General features: G+C 39.6%; 21 protein-coding genes. 3 read left to right on the top strand and 18 right to left on the bottom strand.

Going from position 1 to position 16,329, the window contains the following annotated elements:
• Positions 1-189: 189 nt before the first annotated feature.
• The gene (locus LQ226_RS01620; protein WP_231416073.1) at positions 190-432 is read left to right on the top strand and encodes a hypothetical protein; all 243 of its coding nucleotides are present in this window, start codon (positions 190-192) and stop codon (positions 430-432) included.
• 24 nt (positions 433-456) lie between these two features.
• On the opposite strand, the gene LQ226_RS01615 is transcribed toward LQ226_RS01620, so the two are convergent.
• From LQ226_RS01615 to LQ226_RS01605, 3 genes are read right to left on the bottom strand one after another with little or no spacing between them, the layout of a single operon-like run.
• Complete coding sequence (locus tag LQ226_RS01615) at positions 457-942, bottom strand: hypothetical protein (protein ID WP_231416071.1); 486 nt, start codon at positions 940-942, stop codon at positions 457-459.
• Positions 943-966: 24 nt separating this feature from the next.
• Positions 967-1,419, bottom strand: a complete 453-nt coding sequence (locus LQ226_RS01610; RefSeq protein ID WP_231416069.1) for a DUF948 domain-containing protein — start codon at positions 1,417-1,419, stop codon at positions 967-969.
• Between the two features lie 19 nt (positions 1,420-1,438).
• Positions 1,439-1,864 carry a DUF948 domain-containing protein gene (locus LQ226_RS01605; protein ID WP_231416067.1) on the bottom strand — a complete coding sequence of 142 codons (426 nt, stop codon included), beginning with the start codon at positions 1,862-1,864 and terminating at the stop codon, positions 1,439-1,441.
• A 136-nt stretch (positions 1,865-2,000) separates the two neighbouring features.
• On the opposite strand from LQ226_RS01605, the gene LQ226_RS01600 reads away from it, so the two are divergent.
• Positions 2,001-2,846 carry a YihY/virulence factor BrkB family protein gene (locus LQ226_RS01600; RefSeq protein WP_231416065.1) on the top strand — a complete coding sequence of 282 codons (846 nt, stop codon included), beginning with the start codon at positions 2,001-2,003 and terminating at the stop codon, positions 2,844-2,846.
• A gap of 78 nt (positions 2,847-2,924) precedes the next feature.
• On the opposite strand, the gene LQ226_RS01595 is transcribed toward LQ226_RS01600, so the two are convergent.
• A complete protein-coding gene (locus LQ226_RS01595) occupies positions 2,925-3,353 on the bottom strand; it encodes a DoxX family protein (protein WP_231416063.1) in 429 nt (142 codons plus the stop codon).
• Between the two features lie 166 nt (positions 3,354-3,519).
• On the opposite strand from LQ226_RS01595, the gene LQ226_RS01590 reads away from it, so the two are divergent.
• Entirely contained in the window at positions 3,520-3,855 is a 336-nt protein-coding gene (locus LQ226_RS01590) for a winged helix-turn-helix transcriptional regulator (protein ID WP_231416062.1), read from the top strand.
• 88 nt (positions 3,856-3,943) lie between these two features.
• On the opposite strand, the gene LQ226_RS01585 is transcribed toward LQ226_RS01590, so the two are convergent.
• The 14 genes from LQ226_RS01585 to LQ226_RS01520 form a co-directional block, all read right to left on the bottom strand.
• Positions 3,944-5,287 (bottom strand): copper amine oxidase, encoded by a 1,344-nt coding sequence (locus tag LQ226_RS01585; protein ID WP_231416060.1) that lies wholly within the window; start codon positions 5,285-5,287, stop codon positions 3,944-3,946.
• A gap of 209 nt (positions 5,288-5,496) precedes the next feature.
• Positions 5,497-5,808, bottom strand: a complete 312-nt coding sequence (locus LQ226_RS01580) for a hypothetical protein (RefSeq protein ID WP_231416059.1) — start codon at positions 5,806-5,808, stop codon at positions 5,497-5,499.
• 92 nt (positions 5,809-5,900) lie between these two features.
• Entirely contained in the window at positions 5,901-6,662 is a 762-nt protein-coding gene (locus LQ226_RS01575) for an anti-sigma factor (RefSeq protein ID WP_231416057.1), read from the bottom strand.
• The gene (locus tag LQ226_RS01570; protein WP_231416055.1) at positions 6,655-7,224 is read right to left on the bottom strand and encodes an RNA polymerase sigma factor; all 570 of its coding nucleotides are present in this window, start codon (positions 7,222-7,224) and stop codon (positions 6,655-6,657) included. Before LQ226_RS01570 ends, LQ226_RS01575 begins: the two co-directional genes overlap by 8 nt.
• A gap of 166 nt (positions 7,225-7,390) precedes the next feature.
• Positions 7,391-8,443 (bottom strand): metal ABC transporter solute-binding protein, Zn/Mn family, encoded by a 1,053-nt coding sequence (locus LQ226_RS01565; protein WP_231416054.1) that lies wholly within the window; start codon positions 8,441-8,443, stop codon positions 7,391-7,393.
• A gap of 138 nt (positions 8,444-8,581) precedes the next feature.
• Positions 8,582-8,992: a Fur family transcriptional regulator gene (locus tag LQ226_RS01560; RefSeq protein WP_231416053.1), complete on the bottom strand. Its 411-nt coding sequence runs from the start codon at positions 8,990-8,992 to the stop codon at positions 8,582-8,584.
• A gap of 80 nt (positions 8,993-9,072) precedes the next feature.
• Positions 9,073-9,873, bottom strand: a complete 801-nt coding sequence (locus tag LQ226_RS01555; protein ID WP_231416052.1) for an SDR family NAD(P)-dependent oxidoreductase — start codon at positions 9,871-9,873, stop codon at positions 9,073-9,075.
• Positions 9,874-10,059: 186 nt separating this feature from the next.
• A complete protein-coding gene (locus LQ226_RS01550; protein ID WP_231416050.1) occupies positions 10,060-10,296 on the bottom strand; it encodes a hypothetical protein in 237 nt (78 codons plus the stop codon).
• 134 nt (positions 10,297-10,430) lie between these two features.
• Positions 10,431-11,648 (bottom strand): MFS transporter, encoded by a 1,218-nt coding sequence (locus tag LQ226_RS01545; RefSeq protein WP_231416048.1) that lies wholly within the window; start codon positions 11,646-11,648, stop codon positions 10,431-10,433.
• Between the two features lie 76 nt (positions 11,649-11,724).
• Complete coding sequence (locus tag LQ226_RS01540; protein WP_231417546.1) at positions 11,725-12,306, bottom strand: DUF2087 domain-containing protein; 582 nt, start codon at positions 12,304-12,306, stop codon at positions 11,725-11,727.
• Positions 12,307-12,462: 156 nt separating this feature from the next.
• Positions 12,463-13,224, bottom strand: coding sequence for a sporulation protein (locus LQ226_RS01535; RefSeq protein WP_231416047.1), 762 nt, complete (start codon positions 13,222-13,224; stop codon positions 12,463-12,465).
• 172 nt (positions 13,225-13,396) lie between these two features.
• Complete coding sequence (locus LQ226_RS01530) at positions 13,397-14,830, bottom strand: hypothetical protein (RefSeq protein WP_231416045.1); 1,434 nt, start codon at positions 14,828-14,830, stop codon at positions 13,397-13,399.
• Between the two features lie 187 nt (positions 14,831-15,017).
• The gene (locus LQ226_RS01525; protein ID WP_231416044.1) at positions 15,018-15,239 is read right to left on the bottom strand and encodes a hypothetical protein; all 222 of its coding nucleotides are present in this window, start codon (positions 15,237-15,239) and stop codon (positions 15,018-15,020) included.
• Positions 15,240-15,544: 305 nt separating this feature from the next.
• The gene (locus tag LQ226_RS01520) at positions 15,545-16,288 is read right to left on the bottom strand and encodes a LytR/AlgR family response regulator transcription factor (RefSeq protein WP_231416043.1); all 744 of its coding nucleotides are present in this window, start codon (positions 16,286-16,288) and stop codon (positions 15,545-15,547) included.
• Positions 16,289-16,329: the final 41 nt, after the last annotated feature.

The following is a 16,329-nucleotide window of genomic DNA, read 5'->3' as shown; positions in this document are numbered from 1 at the left end:
ATCTCTAATAACTAATCCCTTTTTTACAACGTTTCAAACCTTTACGTAACTAGAACACCTTTCACCGCCCTATTCAGGATAAAATGATAAAATATTCCTTTTTTCGACTCATTTCGCCCTTTCATTAGTTTCATATGTTACAATAGGCTCTCAGAAATTTCAAATTTTAATATGGAATAGGTGAACAGCATGAGGTTAACACGTTGGAGTTTTGACCGTAAAAATAGAATACGAGGGTATTTTGATAAGTTTCCAAACTCAACAATCTATTTCAGAAGAATTAGACGATATTATAGTGTTTATACATTAGATTGGAACGAGGAAGATCCAATGGTGACTATGGAAGATCGTGAGGAAATGCAGCGATTGTTAAACGAGGAAATCGGAAGGCTAGAAGCTTATAAAAACAGAAAATCGCGAGAACACATTTAAGTTCTCGCGATTTTTAACTTCTTCTTACAGAGCTCTATTGTCATTAGATTGTGGAGTTTGAATAGAAGACGTCGTTGGAGCTGTTTGCTCTTCTTCCTCATAAGAGTTTGTTAACTCTTCTTTAGCTTCTGCTGCCTTTTCACCGACATCCTTTAATTCCTCGCCCGTTTCTTTAACGGTAGACACAATTTCTTCTGATTCTTCTTTCACATCTTGCATTTGCTTGGCCAGGTCTTTCCCCTGATCATTAATAATGCTTTGAATTTGGTTAACCGCTTCTTTCGTAGCCGTAGCCGTACGCTGGATTCGGTCTACAAGATCATCTTTTGTACCTTGCGGATCCTCTTTAACGGTTGAAACGTAACTACTTACTGATTCCTTTGTAGAAGAAGATTTTTCTTTAAGGGAGTTTCTAGTGTCACGGTTTATTAGTGTAACCGCTCCTCCTACTAATGCTCCGATTGCCATATAGAATGTAACTTTTCCTAATCCACTTTTTTGATTCGCCATATTCATTCTCCTTTGTGTAATCGATTATTGTTGTTGATTGGTTTGTTCTAGTGCATTTTTCATTGCTTTCTTACGTTTCGTTAAGAAATAACTAAACGCAATAGCACCGTATAACCCGCGCAAGTTTTCTTCATTTACGACGGTCCTGCCGTCACTAGTATTCTTCTTCAAGGAAGAAGTCATATCGACTAATGAGGAAGTTAACTTTCTAGATGACTCCCCCACATCGCCGATTATGTAAAACAAGGGACTAAGCGTGCGAATCTTCTCATTCACATCTGCTAGGGTATCTTTGCTTTGCCCTAATACTTCTGCTGTTTGATTCATCACTCCATCAAGTTGTTCAGGTAATTTCTTAACCGTTTCGTCGACCCCATTTAACACGTGAGCTAAATTATTAAGGGTACGCGCCACAAAGATCGAAATGATCGCAAAAGCGATTCCTATAATAAGTACTCCAATTCCTACTAACGTCAAGCTTATTCACCTCTTTCCATTATACTTGTGTTTGCTGTTTGGTCATCTTCCACTTTTGATAAAGAGACATAGCTGTCGTGCCCCAATGATAGGCTTCCGTCACTTTAACGGAATGATCGGCTGTATAAGTCCTTAATGTACTTGGGACCCCTTCAATCGATCGATTTAATTGAATAAGGGAAGAACCTAGACCATGTAATGAGTGAAAAACAGGAGTAAGAGCATCTGTCTTCTCTTTTACATCGTCTACAATGAGATGAGTTTCCTGAACCATCTCTTCTGTTTCTTTTGTAATACCGTGAAGTTGTTGTTCTACTTCAGAAAGTGTGTTCCCTAAGTCATCCATAGACTTCGATACTGACGAAAGCAGTTTCGCAAGGTAAATGGCTAATATGGCAAAGGAAACAGAAACAATTAATATACCAATATAAAGATAAATCATCATCCCTATCCTCCCTTCTCTACGTTTTACCACAACACTCTCTTATCAAAACACATTCTTTTAATCTTGACGATTAAAATGTTTTCCAAAAGGGGATGGAATATGTACAGATAGGTACAAAATGTAAGGAGGATACACTTTGAAGTCATTTATGAGTTATATAAAAGAACTTAAAAACAAATTTCTAGAAAACAATACACCAATACTGGCTGCTGCACAAGCTTATTATTATCTGTTAGCAATCGTCCCTCTACTTATTTTAATGCTCTCGATCCTTCCATACTTACAGATTGATCCCGATCAAGCGATCGATTTTATGGGAAGTATGATTCCAGACGAGACCATGAGCATATTTAAAGAACAGATTATCAGCCTAGTGGACTCTCCTAAAGGAGGATTATTGACTGTTGGTATTATCGGTACCCTTTGGTCTGCCTCCTCTGGCGTCATGGCTTTTATAAAATCTGCTAACTTGGCTTATGATGTAGAAGAAACAAGGTCCTTCATTAAAGTCCGATTATTATCGATTATTCTCACTCTTGGTATGATTATCGCCATTGCTGTTGCACTTATTCTGCCTGTATTTGGTGATTTAATTATTCAGGGGATTAACGAAGCCCTACAGCTACCTGAACAATCCGTATTATTGTTCCAGTTTCTTAGGTGGGCGATTGGAATACTCGTCATGACTGGTATTTTAATGGCTTTATATCATTTTGCACCGAATAAAAGCTATCCATTTAAACACATTTTACCCGGGGCGATGATTACAGCGATACTCTGGCAAGTGATATCCCTTGCATTCTCTTTCTATGTAAGCAACTTTGGTAACTACTCCGCTACTTATGGTAGTTTAGGTGGCATTATTATCTTACTACTGTGGTTCTTCCTTACAGGCTTGATCCTTATGATTGGCGCTGAAATCAATGTCATCTATCATAAGAGGCACTCGAGCTCTTCAACAGATTCCACTTTCTCAGCATAAATAGAGCCCGGTCTTGAATCATCGGTTATTCAAGATCGGGCTACGTTTTTCTATATGTTGTTGATTTCTTACACTCACTTATACTTCCGGACATTCGTAACACTCATCAGCTTGAAATGTAATATTCTCAATAGCAAAAGGCGTCTTTCCATCGAGTGCAAGAAAGGCAGCAATCGATAATAGAGCGAGATCTAATTCAAAGCCTGCCATTTGACTATTCCCTAAAAATCCAATTGTTAGTTTCAATTGCGTAATCGAGAGCAGCATGAGCACAGCCACCACAGAAGCTACCACTCGAACTTTAAACCCAATCATCAAGAGGATCCCTCCCATAACTTCGATAACGCCAATTGAATATAGCAACGACATGGGAATCGTTAATGTCTCGAGAGCAATCGAGGTATTCCCCATCCCAATTTTAAATTTCGTAAGACCATGAATAAACACGGTAAAGCCTAAGAACAGACGCAAAAATAATACGCCTAGTTGTTGATGTTTATGCTTCATTCTACTCACCCTTTCTAAATACAAACGTACGATTCCTAACCAACTTACTTTATGTAACCTATTATAATCATGTAACCATGATACCACAAGTAATTTGTTTACGATAAGTAACAGAGTTACGATAAGAAATAAATTATGGTACACTATAGTTGAAGGAGAGATCGATGTGGAAGACTCTAGTTTATGCCCAAGATTTGAAAAAGCTGTCGGAATCATTAGCCAGCGCTGGAATGCACTTATTATTTATCAATTATTAGCTGGGCCGCAGCGAAACCATGAAATTAAAGACGCGATTGGAATTAGTGGACGTTTGCTATCTGAACGATTGAAAGATTTGGAAGCTGAAGGCATTATTAACCGAGAGGTATATGCTGAAACTCCTGTAAGAATTGAGTATTCTCTAACAGAAATGGGACATTCTTTAAAACCTTTAATGAGGGATATTAAAGCATGGGCCGATGAGTGGTTGGACATCCCAGATCAAAAACAGTGTGAAAAGTAATCCCCCAGACCTAACATATCGAGGCCATTTTGAAAAAAGGATGGAATCCTGACTCGGATTCCATCCTTTTTTCTTTTTCCTATATTTTTTATTGGTTTTGTGACTGCTTCCGAGCGAAGATGGCTGTTCCTGCTAACATCGCTAGCACAGAAAGAATAATCCAAGTGAAGTCGTTGGAAGCTTGAGAGCCGCCCATCCCTGTATCAGGCATTTCTGAAGGCATATCAGCTTGGAACTTCTCTGGTTGGTGATTGACGAAACCAGAAGATAATGCTTTGGCTGCTCCAAACATGTGACCATAGGATTCACGAAGCGTCTCGTACGCCATATCGTAATCTTCATCAGCATATTGATCAAAGGTTGTAATCAGGTAATCAACATGACTTTGTAAGTTTTTCGCCAATGTTTCCGATTTTAATTCACCTTCTGTTGCTTTCTCCAAGAACATGGAGAAGTCCTGGCGATATTGATCGAGAGCATCTAGCGCTTGTTGTTTCTTCTCCTTATCCTCTGCACCTGTAGCTTTTACATAGTCAACAAAGTGTCCGATATGATTCGTCCACATCTTCTTAAATTGTTGCCCAGCTTCTTCTCCGTATATTGAACTGATCGCAGCAGCCAGGTCATCTGTATTGTTATTTAACGCTTCCGTTGAAGCCTTAAAATCATCTGAGCCGTCAATTCCGTTCTGCATGGCCATCATAGCAAGTCCAGCGTGTTCAGACATGAGGTGGTCAAGTGTTGAACGAAGATCTGCTGCTGGCGTTACTGCTTTCGTTCCATTAAATTTGTCCGGATATTGGTCTACAATGGCACTCGAAAGTCCTTTACTTACCCCGTACATATGTTCAATTGCTTTTCGTTCATATTCGTAAGCTTTCTCATAGTCACCAGCTACATAACTATCAAATGCTCCGATTAGTTGTTTGACATGCATTTGTAAGCCTTCTGCAAGCTTACCTGCTTCTAATCGTTCCCCTGTCGCTGTTTCTAAGAACTGAGAGAAATCTTTACGATAGTCGTTTAATTCTTGAATGGCTGCTTCTTTTGCTTCAGCATCATCATTTCCTGTTGCTTTCACATAATCAACGAAATAGCCAATATGGTCGGACCACATTTGTTTGAATTGATCTCCTGCTTCTTCCCCATATACAGAACCGATCGCTTTTGATAAATCTTCGGTATTACTGCTTAACGCATTGGCGGATGCCTCAAAATCTGAAGCCCCTTCTGCTCCTTTTCTCATCGTTTCAACTGCTAAATAAGCATGTTCACTTAACAGACGGTCTAAAGATGCTCTTAGTTCAACGGCCTCTGTCATAACAGTTGGTTTAGATTGACTATGTTCATCCGCATTCACAATGCTCGCCGTGGTTGGTAGTAGTAAAGAGAAACTTAAAGGGACAGTTACAAGTGCTTTTTTCATATTCATTCTTAGATCCACTCCTCTTTGTTTTGATTATTCACTAAGCTATCGAGGCGGATCTTCATTTGGATCACCTTTTTTTAAAAAAAGTTATAGATATAAGAAAAACCGCTCGAAAATGAACTCGAGCGGTTGGTTAAATCTCTTGATTTCTTTAGTCTTCTTCACCCTCATAACTAAGCATAAGTAAAGATTGGTCGGGATCATCTTATCTGCTAGAGTGCCCCTTCAAATAGCGGTGCGATAACCGTGTACACCGAGAAGACAAAGACAACGTAAAACGTTTTAGAACGCACTCTTCCTCTTAACAAACGCTGTTTCCCCTCTGATCTCCTGTGCTTGAAGATTGAATAAAGACAAAATAAGGATAAAGAAATCCCGAACCACACTTTCCCAATATTGCCCATGTAAGAAATGCCAGCTTGTTCATAAATAAAACGAAGACCGTACTCACTTACTAAGATGCCAATAGCAATGAATAGAAACAATTCTCCTATGGTCACAGCGTACCCTTTTACAATTTCCAAACTTCCCCCTCCAATCACCTCCACCTTAACATAAATTTCCATTTAATACTAAATAAAATAGACCTGGATCTACACAGACCCAGGTCTTCTCTCTATAACTCTGAAGATACGATAATGTCCCCTTGAGGAGTCTTGCTCGTAGCGTCTGGTTCTTTTGTTATGGCAATGGTATCAAAATCGCCTTGAGCTTCTAAACGACTTAATGAGAAGGCTACAGCTCCTTCCCCATTTTGATTGGTCACAAAGCTCCCCGCTCGGTATGGAGTCTCTCCATTAATGAGCCATACTTGGTACACTTCATCTCCCTGTAAACGTCCCATCTGCTGAGCTTCTACTACAAGAGTCATATTATCTTGTTGTTTAATAATCGAAGCCGAAGCCAACGCCTCTTGTTGCCCAGACAACGTTACTTTCTTTGATACTTCATCGATACTTTCTTCGACATTTGACGTTGCTCCATCTTCAGTTGCCAAGAAGGAATAAACATTTCCAGATAGGGACAACAACAATCCAGCCGCTAGTAGCGTAGTCCAAGGTTTCTTGACACGTTTTTCCTGTTTATGAGTCGTGAGCGATGCTACATTTTCCTCTTTATACTCTTCTTTATGCGCTACATTCGTATCTGTTTCTATTTGTTCCCCCTCAAAAACATTCGCTAACACCCTGCTTTTCATTTCTTTCGGGGGCTCTACTGGTTCTGATGCATATGGCAATTCTTCCATAAGACTTTCCATTTCTTCTACTTCCTCACGACATTCGTCACACTCTTCTAAATGGGCTTCAAATGCACGTTTTTCTTCCCCTTGTAGTTCTCCGCTTATATAGTCAATTAATCGGTCGCATTGTTTAGGCATCACTCACACCCCCCTTCTCTTCGATGGTGGCCAGCTCTTTTTTTAGTCTTTTTAAAGCTAGCCTAATTCGACTCTTCACCGTACCTAAAGATACATCTAAACCTTCCGCAATTCGTTGTTGGGTCCAGCCTTTAAAGTAAAATAATGTGACAATTTTCTTCTGTTCTTTCGGAAGTTGCTTCATAGCTTGCCTGATCATACTTCCTCTCTCTTTCCATTCCACGAGGTCCTCAACAGAAGGCTCCTGTTCATTTGTTGCATCCCACTCTTCATCTAAAGCATAATTTTGATTTTCTTTTTTACGTAACACATCAATAGCCGTATATCTGGCTACTGTAATGATCCATGATGAGAATTTCCCTTTCGCCTCATCGTATGTTGCCTTTTGTGTCCAAATTTTTATAAAGACTTCTTGCATAACTTCTTCCGACATCTCCTTTTGCCCGCAAGTCTTATAGGCAAAGGAGTAGAGTAACTTTTCGTATTTATCATAGATCTCTTCGAGCGCTTGTTTATCGCCTTCTAAGACCTTTAGATAAAGATCATAGTCCCGCTCCTTCATACCATTCTCCTTTAACGATCAATAATATCCATATCATAGCATACTGAGTGGGGCCGGGAGTAATTATGGGAATGGAAGCTATAAAGAAATCGAATCAATTCCCTTTTCAGATCACTTTTAAACCAAAAAAGTCACCTTTTTATAAGGTGACTTTTCTATCTATCTATTAATTGTTTAACACATCAAGCAATACTTCTAAATTATGGTTCATTAAACTAAAGTAATCCTCATCTGCCTCTAAGTCTTCTTTTGTGAGGACAGACAAATTGTGAATTCGCTTCAGATCTGCATTCATTTCTTTTTGAATAACAGATGCCACTTTAGGTGTTACATTTTGTTCGAACAGAATAGTATTGATATTATTTTTCTTTGACTTTTCTATAATAGTCTCTAATTGCTTCTGTGATGGCTCATTTGTAGGTGACAACCCTGATATGGCAATCTGCTCAATCCCATACGCTTTTTCCCAGTACCCATAAGCTGCATGAGAAACTAGTATTTTATTAGAATCAGCTGATTCTAATTTTGAGTGGAACGTTTGATCTAATTCAGTTAGTTCTTCCTTCAAATCTTCGAAATTAGCTTCAAAATCTTCTTTAGAATCCGGATCTAATTCTACTAGTTGGTCTTTAATGTTCTCCGCTAATGTAATGGCCCGTATTGGATCAAGCCACACGTGAGGATCCTCATCCCCATGGTCATGACCTTCATGGCCTTCTTCTTTATGACTTTCACCTTCATGTTCATCTTTATCCTCATCCTCATGACCATGCTCTTCGTGACTTTCTTCTGTATGGTTTTCACTCTCCTGAGTCTCCTCGGCGTGATCATGTACATGAGTTAATAACTCAACCCCATTTGAAGCTTCTAAGATTTGAACCCCTTCATCTTCGATTGATTCTGAGATTTTAGTGGCATAGGCTTCTAAGTTGGCCCCGTTGTAAATAAAGGCATCTGCCTTTGCTAGTTCCACCATCATCTTAGTCGTTGGCTCAAATGTATGAGGATTCGCCCCTGCTGGTAAGATTGACTCTACTTCAACATGTTCTCCGCCAATTCTCTCCACAAAATCTTGTAATGGATATAAAGTGGTATAGATTTTTAGTTTACCAGATTCTTCTTTCCCTTCTCCTGATGCGCTTTTCCCCTCTCCATTTCCACAAGCTGCAAGAACCAGTAACAGAATAATGGAACCCCATGTAAAAATTCGTTTATGCATCTATAGTTCCTCCTGACCTTTTTATGTATATGAACAAGATACATCATATCGTAACGATTACGTTTTGTAAATAGTAATCGTTACGTTTTAATGAACCCTTTCAGTAAAATAAAAAACAGAGCCTCTAGGGGCTCTGTTTTAAACACATGAAGGGCATTTTCCATACACTTCAAACTTATGATTTTCAATCTGATGTCCAGGTAGTGTAGATACCACATCTTCAACCGGACACAAGTTAATCGGGCTCGTCTTACCACAGCTTGTGCAAATAAAATGATGGTGGTGTCCGTGCGTATCACAATGAAACCGAAAATGCTTTTCTCCGTCAAGCGTTGTCGTTTCTAAAATTCCAATTTCAGCAAGCGTATATAAATTTCGATAAACAGTATCATAACTGGCACCCGGGAAATCGAGACGGAAGACTTCAAAAAGATCTTTAACAGACACGTAAGCATCATATTGATCAAATAAATCTAATAATTTCTTACGTTGCTTCGTATGTTTATACCCATGATCCTTTAATACATTGAGAGCTTTAGTGGAATTCATTCTATCATCCCTTTATAGCAACTTCCTTCCTATTATAAGTCATCAAAAGGAAACTGTACATGGATGTGCAAACGAGTCAATTATCTCATCACGCCCCCACCGGAAATTTTCATAGATTCTCCTACAATATTCTCCGCAGCTTCACTCAGTAAAAACAGAATAGAGTTTGCTACTTCTTCCGGTTGTGTAATACGGCCAGAAGGAAGACCTTGTTCAGCGACTTCAAGTTGTTCTTCGAAGCTTCTTCCTTCGCGTTCTCCCATAGAAGCAATCGAGTTTCTTCCCATTTCTGTATCTACAAATCCAGGGCACACAGCATTCACTCGTATATTGTGTTCAATCGCTTCGTGAGCAAATGATTGAGTAAAGGCCGTTATTGCAAATTTTGATCCACTATATGCCGTGTTTCCATACGTACCCCGAAGCCCTGATAAAGATGAGAGGTTTACAATAGCCCCTGCTTTCTTCTTTTTCATCTTTTCATATACTCCCTGGGTGAATAAGACTGTGGAGAAGAAGTTTAACTCCATTGTAGAACGTAGCTCTTCCTCTGAGAGGTCTTCCAACGTCCCACCGCCTGTTTTACCAGCTGAATTAACCAATCCGTCCACTGGTCCAATCTCTTGTACAGCTTCTTCTATGATCCGTTCCCGGTCTTCACGTTTATTTAAATCAGCAGGAACACTTAAGACATGAGCGCGACCATCAAGTGCGATGCATTCGTCTTTCAATTGATAGAGTGTTTCAGAATTCCGCCCCGTGATCGTAATGGCAGCACCAGCTTGCACCGCTGCTTTAGCAGTTTCATAGCCGATTCCACCCGTGGCTCCTGTAATGATGATATGCTTTCCTAGTAAAGCGTCTTGTGCGAAAATGGTCATCGTTTTCCTCCTCAGATATGGTCCTACCTATTTAACCTATTTCATAGGAATTTAAACGCAAGTGTATCCTTTCTCTCGAGCTGGGCCTTGAACTATCCTACCTAACCTAAGAATTTCAACACTAAACTAAATCCTCATAAAAAAAGCTGTCCCTAAAGTATGTGACTACTCTAGAGACAGCTTCGTTTAATAAGAATAAAGGTATTTCTTTTCATCTTTAGCAGAATTCGAGGAGGGCAGCATCAATTCTTGATCCAACGATACAATTTGAAAAGAATAGCGTTCATAGCTCCCTAAGTCTTTGAGTGCATTTACAAAACGTTTGGCGGCTCCAAAATCATTAAAAACGAGATCCTGATTGTCTGTACTTTGAAAAGTAATCTTCGTCATTTGATTATAGTATGCAATAACTTTGAACCTCATGGGAAGTCGCCTCCTCAAAGGTAATTCTTCTACCTTTTCATCTATTATCCGCCAAAAATTCTGAAAATTCAATACGTACAGCGCGATTTTCTTCAGTCTTAATACAAAACGACATAATCCGACATAATTTGGCGTTATTTTTCAATCCCCTTGTCTTGTACACGTACTCCTTGAAAAGATTGATCTCGGTGTAGCCCATAAAAGCCAGCAAACGAGACAATAATAAAAATGCCCCCCGCAATACTTCCCATTACAGGAGAAGGATAGAGAGTCAGCATAATCCCAGTAACAAACATTGACATTCCCATCACCACATTTGATACCATATCAAACAATGAATAAACAGGTCCCTGACTCTCTTTAGGCAGTTGCTTCATAAGGATCGTATCCATTGCCCCTTTCCCAATCCCTCCACTTAAAGAAATAAATGAAAAAAGAAGCAATGCATAGTGAAATCCATTTACCTGACTTAACAGAATTTGAAACAGCCCTTCCATAAAAATGGTTACGATAGCAAAAGGCATTAAAACGTTTTTCTTCCCAATTGGAAACCACATACTTAAAACAAGCCCTAATCCTAGAGCTCCATAAAAGAGGCCAATTCCTATATCCCCCATTTGAAAGCGTTGATACGCATACACACTTATAAGCACATTAAAAATTCCATCAGCTGCTGAGATCGAAGCTTCTATCAAAAACAATTTGCGGAATAAAGAATGCTCCATTGTTACTTTCCATCCACATTTTATAACAGAAAGCACCGTTTCTTTTGAAGATGAGATGATGACTTTGGTTTCATGCAACGTTAAAAGAATGAGAGCAGCTAACAAAAAGGTAAACGCATTTATAATAAACACGAGCTGCGGACTAAAAAGATAGGATACTACCCCACCCACTGCAGACCCCATAATTAAAACAATTCCTAGTAGAACTTGCTCTAGTTTGTTTACACGCAGTAAATCTTCCTTATCCATATGTCGCGATAGATAGGTGCGTCTGACAGGTTGATAGATGGCTTCTGAACCCGCTAAAAGAAACAGAACCGTATACACAATCCATAGATCCTTGGAGCCATCTACCAGCAATAAAGATAAAGCAAACAAAATTCTCACAAGATCGGTAACCACCATGATTCTCTTTAAAGAGAAAACAGTCGAAAGCCATCCTCCTAATGGGGAGAAGAATAAGTAAGGAATAATTCGAATCGCCAGTGCACCTCCCACCGCGACACCTGAACCAGTAATCGACAAAACCATCGCTAACACAGCTACTTGGTTAAAACGATCTCCTATTCCATTAATGATTCCTGCAGTAAAAACTTTTCTATACGATTGTTTTAAACGTTTATGCACCAATTCTCCCCCTTTACTAATTAGATATATATCGAATTAGTTGCGATAGAAAAAGAGTGCTTCTTAAAAAGCACTCTTAAAATTGTAGCGGCCACATTTCCTTAGGATTAAGTTCATACTGATTATTCTCACGATACATAAAATGATTCATTACCCACTCACGTCGAATGGTTGCATAATCTTCGTGGAATTCCTTAATATACTCATTAATTTCTTTCTCTTCATACAGTCTCCCTGTCTCTATACCTCGGATCATATAAGCCAAGACTACGAGCTTCTTCTTTCGTTGGCTCGGAATTTGCTTAAGCGTTCCTTGAGGAGTAAAGAAATTCTTCACGATGGATAGCTTATCTTTCTCTTCAACTTGCATATCAGGTCGCACATTTGTCACCTCCCCGATTTGTAAAATGGCGTTGGCGCTATATTCTAGCTTTTTCTGATCCAAATAAAAGTAAATCGTATTTTTATCTCTACGTTGATAAACAATTCCTATTTGCTTCAACTTTCCTACGTGATGTGTGATGGTTGGTGGCTTTAATCCTAACTTATTGGCAATCGCTTGCCCGTGCAGGGGACCTTGTTTAAGAAGGGAGATAATTCGTATCCTCGTAGGGTCTCCTACCACCTTATGAAAGTGGACCACTTTATCTAATTGCATCATGAAACCTCCATATTCGATGAATATCTAATTAGATAGTAACCTAATCTCCAAGTTTTGTAAACCGGAAATTAGGAATTGTTTCTTCTTATTAAAATAAGACATTATAAAAGAGGACAAGCCAATGGCTCCCCCTCTTCTCAATAAGCTAAATAATTATTTTGAAAAACGCTCGATCAATTGCTCTAGCTGGTTGGCTACAGATCGTTCTCCTTTTGATAGATCTGTATTCGAAAGATGGGTTCGAACATGACTTTCATCTGCATCTAGCGCTTCAGCCAGCAACCCTCCAAGCCCTTTAGCACGGCGGTCCACTTCTAACACAATCTCTACGCCATCGTCTTGCGGGAAGAACACCGCTTCAAGTTCATCAAGGTCCCCGCTGAAGCGACCTCCAGGGAGAAATTCAAATTCTTGAACAATATGGCCACGTCGTGCTTCTTCCATTTCCACTTTGCGTAACGAAAAGCCTAGTTCATGTTGTAATGCGGTCAAAATCGTCTGAACCGATTCAGAAGGGTCCACATGGATAAAATCTCGGTCTTTAGGATCGACAGCCATCGGAATATCTAATCCTGTTTGGAACCAGATTGGTAGACGGCCAAAACTTGCAGGTGTATTTAAAGGAAGAGTGAAAGAAAAGTCAATTTCTTTATCCTCCCCTTCTTTTAATGTGAAAGATTCCGCAATGTTAAAACGATGAATGATTTCTTCCTCGCGTACTTTACGATCGTCCACCTCTTTCACTACTTCAGTCATAAGGAATAAATGAATCCGATCGATTTGTTGCTCTGCATTTCCACCTTTCATCACAACCTTGCCTCGAACTTCTTCACCGGCTGCGAAACGCTCCTTTTCTAATTGTGTATCTACTTTAGCTGCCCCTACCCCAAGACTTGCCATAAATTTCTTAAACATCTCCATCATCCTTTCTAATCCTATTTGATACTTTCTTTACGTATCCTCATTCTCTAACGTTTCAAAAATAACGGATGCATTTATTTTATCATCCAACCTCTTATGTAAAGAACATTTGTTGATGAATCAGAAAAAAAAGGGGGTGAGTCATAAGCTCCCCCTTTTTCTTTTATCACCAGAATAGAATTCCAAACACGGTTGCAACACATAAACCAATTATAACGGGGATGAAGTTTTTCCGGACAAGTTCCATAACAGATACCCCGCAGAAACCGGCGATTGCAATAATCGACGACCAGGCAATGATCGTTCCTCCTCCCGTCCAGATCGACCCCATCTGCCCAATTGCTGCAAGGGTGCCAGCATCTATTCCGGAAGTAGCCATCGCGCCGGCTAAGGCCCCGGTTAATGGCAATCCAGAGAACCCAGAACCATCAAGTCCTGTAATAATCCCAATTAATAATATACTAAAGGCTACAAGAAATGAACTTTGCGGCAAGAAATCTTGGGTGGATTGAACTAGGTCAAATAAGAAGGCTGGTGGAGCTGCATCCCCTAATGAGAGAATACTTCCTGCAAAGTCTGAACTACCTAAGAAGAAGAAACCTGCAATGGGTATAACAGGCCCCATCGCCTTAAAGGCGAATACAAACCCATCTGTAATATGCTCTGTGATGTAATCAAGTGAATGGTGGCGCCCAAATGCCACCGTTGCTAACAAGAGCAAGATGACAGCGACGCCCCCAATAAAGGCCGCTCCATCCCCTCCTTCTAGCCCTCCCATTCGTCCTGATCCTAACTTAGTCGTGATCATGAAGACCATTACCCCTAGCATGGATAGTGGCACAAGGACGGCGAATAGTTTGCTCCATGTACTAATATCTTGATTCTTCGCTTCCCTTTTAGACTGATCTCCCGCCCCAAGACCTTGTAAAGCTCTGACTTCTAATTCGTTTTGACCATCAAGGGGAGATCTTATACTAGATCGGTACATCATATAAGCCATCCCTAAAGCAATGACCCCTGTAATAATCGATAAGATAAACGCTTTATCTACCACTTCACTCGTATTAATTCCAGCAGCAGTTGCAGAGAGTCCAGGTGCTACTTGCATAATATAATCGGAAGACAGCGCCATCCCTTGACCCGCAAGCGCAACCGCCATAGCAGCTAACATCGCTGGCAATCCAGCTCGAACAGCAGCCGGTACGAGTAAAGCACAGATTAGTGGGACTGCAGGCGTAGGCCAGAAAAACAATGATATGACATAGGTGACACCTGCTAAAACAAAGTAGGCGATATGTCCATTGGTCATAACCCTTTGTATAGGTATAATCATTCGACGATCTGCCCCTAGATCACTTAAAGCCTGCAAGAGGGCTACCATAAACGTAATAATCAAGAAGATATTAAATAATTCTTTAGCAGCAACTAAGTTTGCGTTAAATACAGACGTAAATCCGCCTATTACACTCCCTTTATACACCCAGGCAACTAAAAACGTCCCGAGTAACGTCGGCAACACAACCCCTTTTCGAAACATCATCGTGGCTATAATGGCAAACGTTATGATTCCGTACAACCAATGCGTAACGGTTAATTCCATTTCAGGATCACCATCCTTTTCTTCTACACATCGTGTGTGTGCTAATACACTATGCACGAATGCCCAGAGAGGTGTGTGAGTCCTGATACTTCAATAGAAAAAGGCTGCACAAAAATGTGCAGCCTTTTTCATCTCTTTTATCTCTATATATAGTCGTCTCTTTTTAGCCAATCCAAACGTAATTTCTCTAATTGTCTTTATCGTTCTTGGAATAGGTGAGCATCACTCTTACCAAAAGTGAACCTTCACCCACACGGCCTATGTCTAGTAAGATCAAGGATTTGATCGAGTATGTTTCCCCGATCGGTTCTTTCGAAGTGTTGATGGTGGTTTTCGGAAGAACCCTTATACTCGAGTCAAATAAGGTAAGTTTGATACTTAAGTAAGTGTTGATTTGTTTACCACTCATTGATCTTATCTATAATGTAGCAGGTTATTCCTTTTAATTCAAAATAAAAATGGTACTTTAGACCAATTTTAACCCCCTTTAAGACATGAGGAGGGGCATTTCAAACATGAAATCATACCATTTAAAGCAATTTCCCATAAAAAAACGACCATAAAGAGACAGATGTCCTAGACATCTGTCATTCATAAATGTCCTTAGATTTGTTTACGAAGAAAGAAACTCGCCTTTACAAGACGAGTTTCTACAATCTTCTTTTATTAACTTTCATCAAGTAGCCATGCACGTATGCTTTGAGAAGAATTCACTTACAAGAAATTGTTCATTAGGTGTTGGATGCGCTGAATGTTTTGTTTTGATATTTGGGCTGGTTCTTCATAGCCATGAAAGTACACAAGATAGCTCTTTCCAGAAGTTTGGATTCTCGAAATTCGCTCCAAGTTAATAATAAACGACCGATGGGACTGAACAAACTTATCATCGAGGTACTCCATGAAATACTCCAATGTTTCAGGAGATGAGTATTGTTCATACGACGTATGTATAACCGCTTTTCGATCACTCTTCTCAATAAATAAAATATCATCAATTTGAACGTAATACAGGGAACGATTGAAACGAATAGGTATTCGTTGATATTCCCGTTGCTTAGGCTCTTCTTGTGAATCATTTTTAAGATGACGCAAGCTTTTTTTGGCTCTCTCTAATGCAAGAAGCAGACGATTAATTTGAATAGGCTTCATGACATAATCCACCGCATTTAAATTGAATGCTTCTACAGCAAATGTGTCATATGCAGTTGTAAAAATAAATTGAAGATCCGATTTTACTTCCTTGCAAGCACGAATGGCTTCGTTCCCTTTTTGCTTCGGCATCTCAATATCACATAAAACCAGGTCAGGTTCACTAAGAATAACCTTCTCTACTAGCTGCTCTCCATCTGTCGCTTCATCTATAACCTCAAACGCATCTCCTGCGATCTTCTCAACCATTTGTTTCAAAAGTTTACGTGAAGCATCTTGATCATCTGCTATTAATACTCGGTATTTCATTTTTTACATCATCCTATTAAGACAAGTTTCCTAATAATTAG

This window comes from Pontibacillus sp. HN14, assembly GCF_021129245.1.
Classification (GTDB): domain Bacteria; phylum Bacillota; class Bacilli; order Bacillales; family BH030062; genus Pontibacillus.
This window is presented reverse-complemented; position numbering and strand designations above follow the sequence as displayed.

Bases quoted from the DNA above. Each gene is read 5' to 3' on its own strand.
- LQ226_RS01620 (WP_231416073.1), top strand. From the start codon at position 190: ATGAGGTTAACACGTTGGAGTTTTGACCGTAAAAATAGAATACGAGGG.
- LQ226_RS01615 (WP_231416071.1), bottom strand. From the start codon at position 942: ATGGCGAATCAAAAAAGTGGATTAGGAAAAGTTACATTCTATATGGCA.
- LQ226_RS01605 (WP_231416067.1), bottom strand. From the start codon at position 1,864: ATGATGATTTATCTTTATATTGGTATATTAATTGTTTCTGTTTCCTTT.
- LQ226_RS01595 (WP_231416063.1), bottom strand. From the start codon at position 3,353: ATGAAGCATAAACATCAACAACTAGGCGTATTATTTTTGCGTCTGTTC.
- LQ226_RS01585 (WP_231416060.1), bottom strand. From the start codon at position 5,287: ATGAATATGAAAAAAGCACTTGTAACTGTCCCTTTAAGTTTCTCTTTA.
- LQ226_RS01575 (WP_231416057.1), bottom strand. From the start codon at position 6,662: ATGCCTAAACAATGCGACCGATTAATTGACTATATAAGCGGAGAACTA.
- LQ226_RS01570 (WP_231416055.1), bottom strand. From the start codon at position 7,224: ATGAAGGAGCGGGACTATGATCTTTATCTAAAGGTCTTAGAAGGCGAT.
- LQ226_RS01565 (WP_231416054.1), bottom strand. From the start codon at position 8,443: ATGCATAAACGAATTTTTACATGGGGTTCCATTATTCTGTTACTGGTT.
- LQ226_RS01560 (WP_231416053.1), bottom strand. From the start codon at position 8,992: ATGAATTCCACTAAAGCTCTCAATGTATTAAAGGATCATGGGTATAAA.
- LQ226_RS01555 (WP_231416052.1), bottom strand. From the start codon at position 9,873: ATGACCATTTTCGCACAAGACGCTTTACTAGGAAAGCATATCATCATT.
- LQ226_RS01550 (WP_231416050.1), bottom strand. From the start codon at position 10,296: ATGAGGTTCAAAGTTATTGCATACTATAATCAAATGACGAAGATTACT.
- LQ226_RS01540 (WP_231417546.1), bottom strand. From the start codon at position 12,306: ATGCAATTAGATAAAGTGGTCCACTTTCATAAGGTGGTAGGAGACCCT.
- LQ226_RS01535 (WP_231416047.1), bottom strand. From the start codon at position 13,224: ATGTTTAAGAAATTTATGGCAAGTCTTGGGGTAGGGGCAGCTAAAGTA.
- LQ226_RS01530 (WP_231416045.1), bottom strand. From the start codon at position 14,830: ATGGAATTAACCGTTACGCATTGGTTGTACGGAATCATAACGTTTGCC.
- LQ226_RS01525 (WP_231416044.1), bottom strand. From the start codon at position 15,239: ATGAGTGGTAAACAAATCAACACTTACTTAAGTATCAAACTTACCTTA.
- LQ226_RS01520 (WP_231416043.1), bottom strand. From the start codon at position 16,288: ATGAAATACCGAGTATTAATAGCAGATGATCAAGATGCTTCACGTAAA.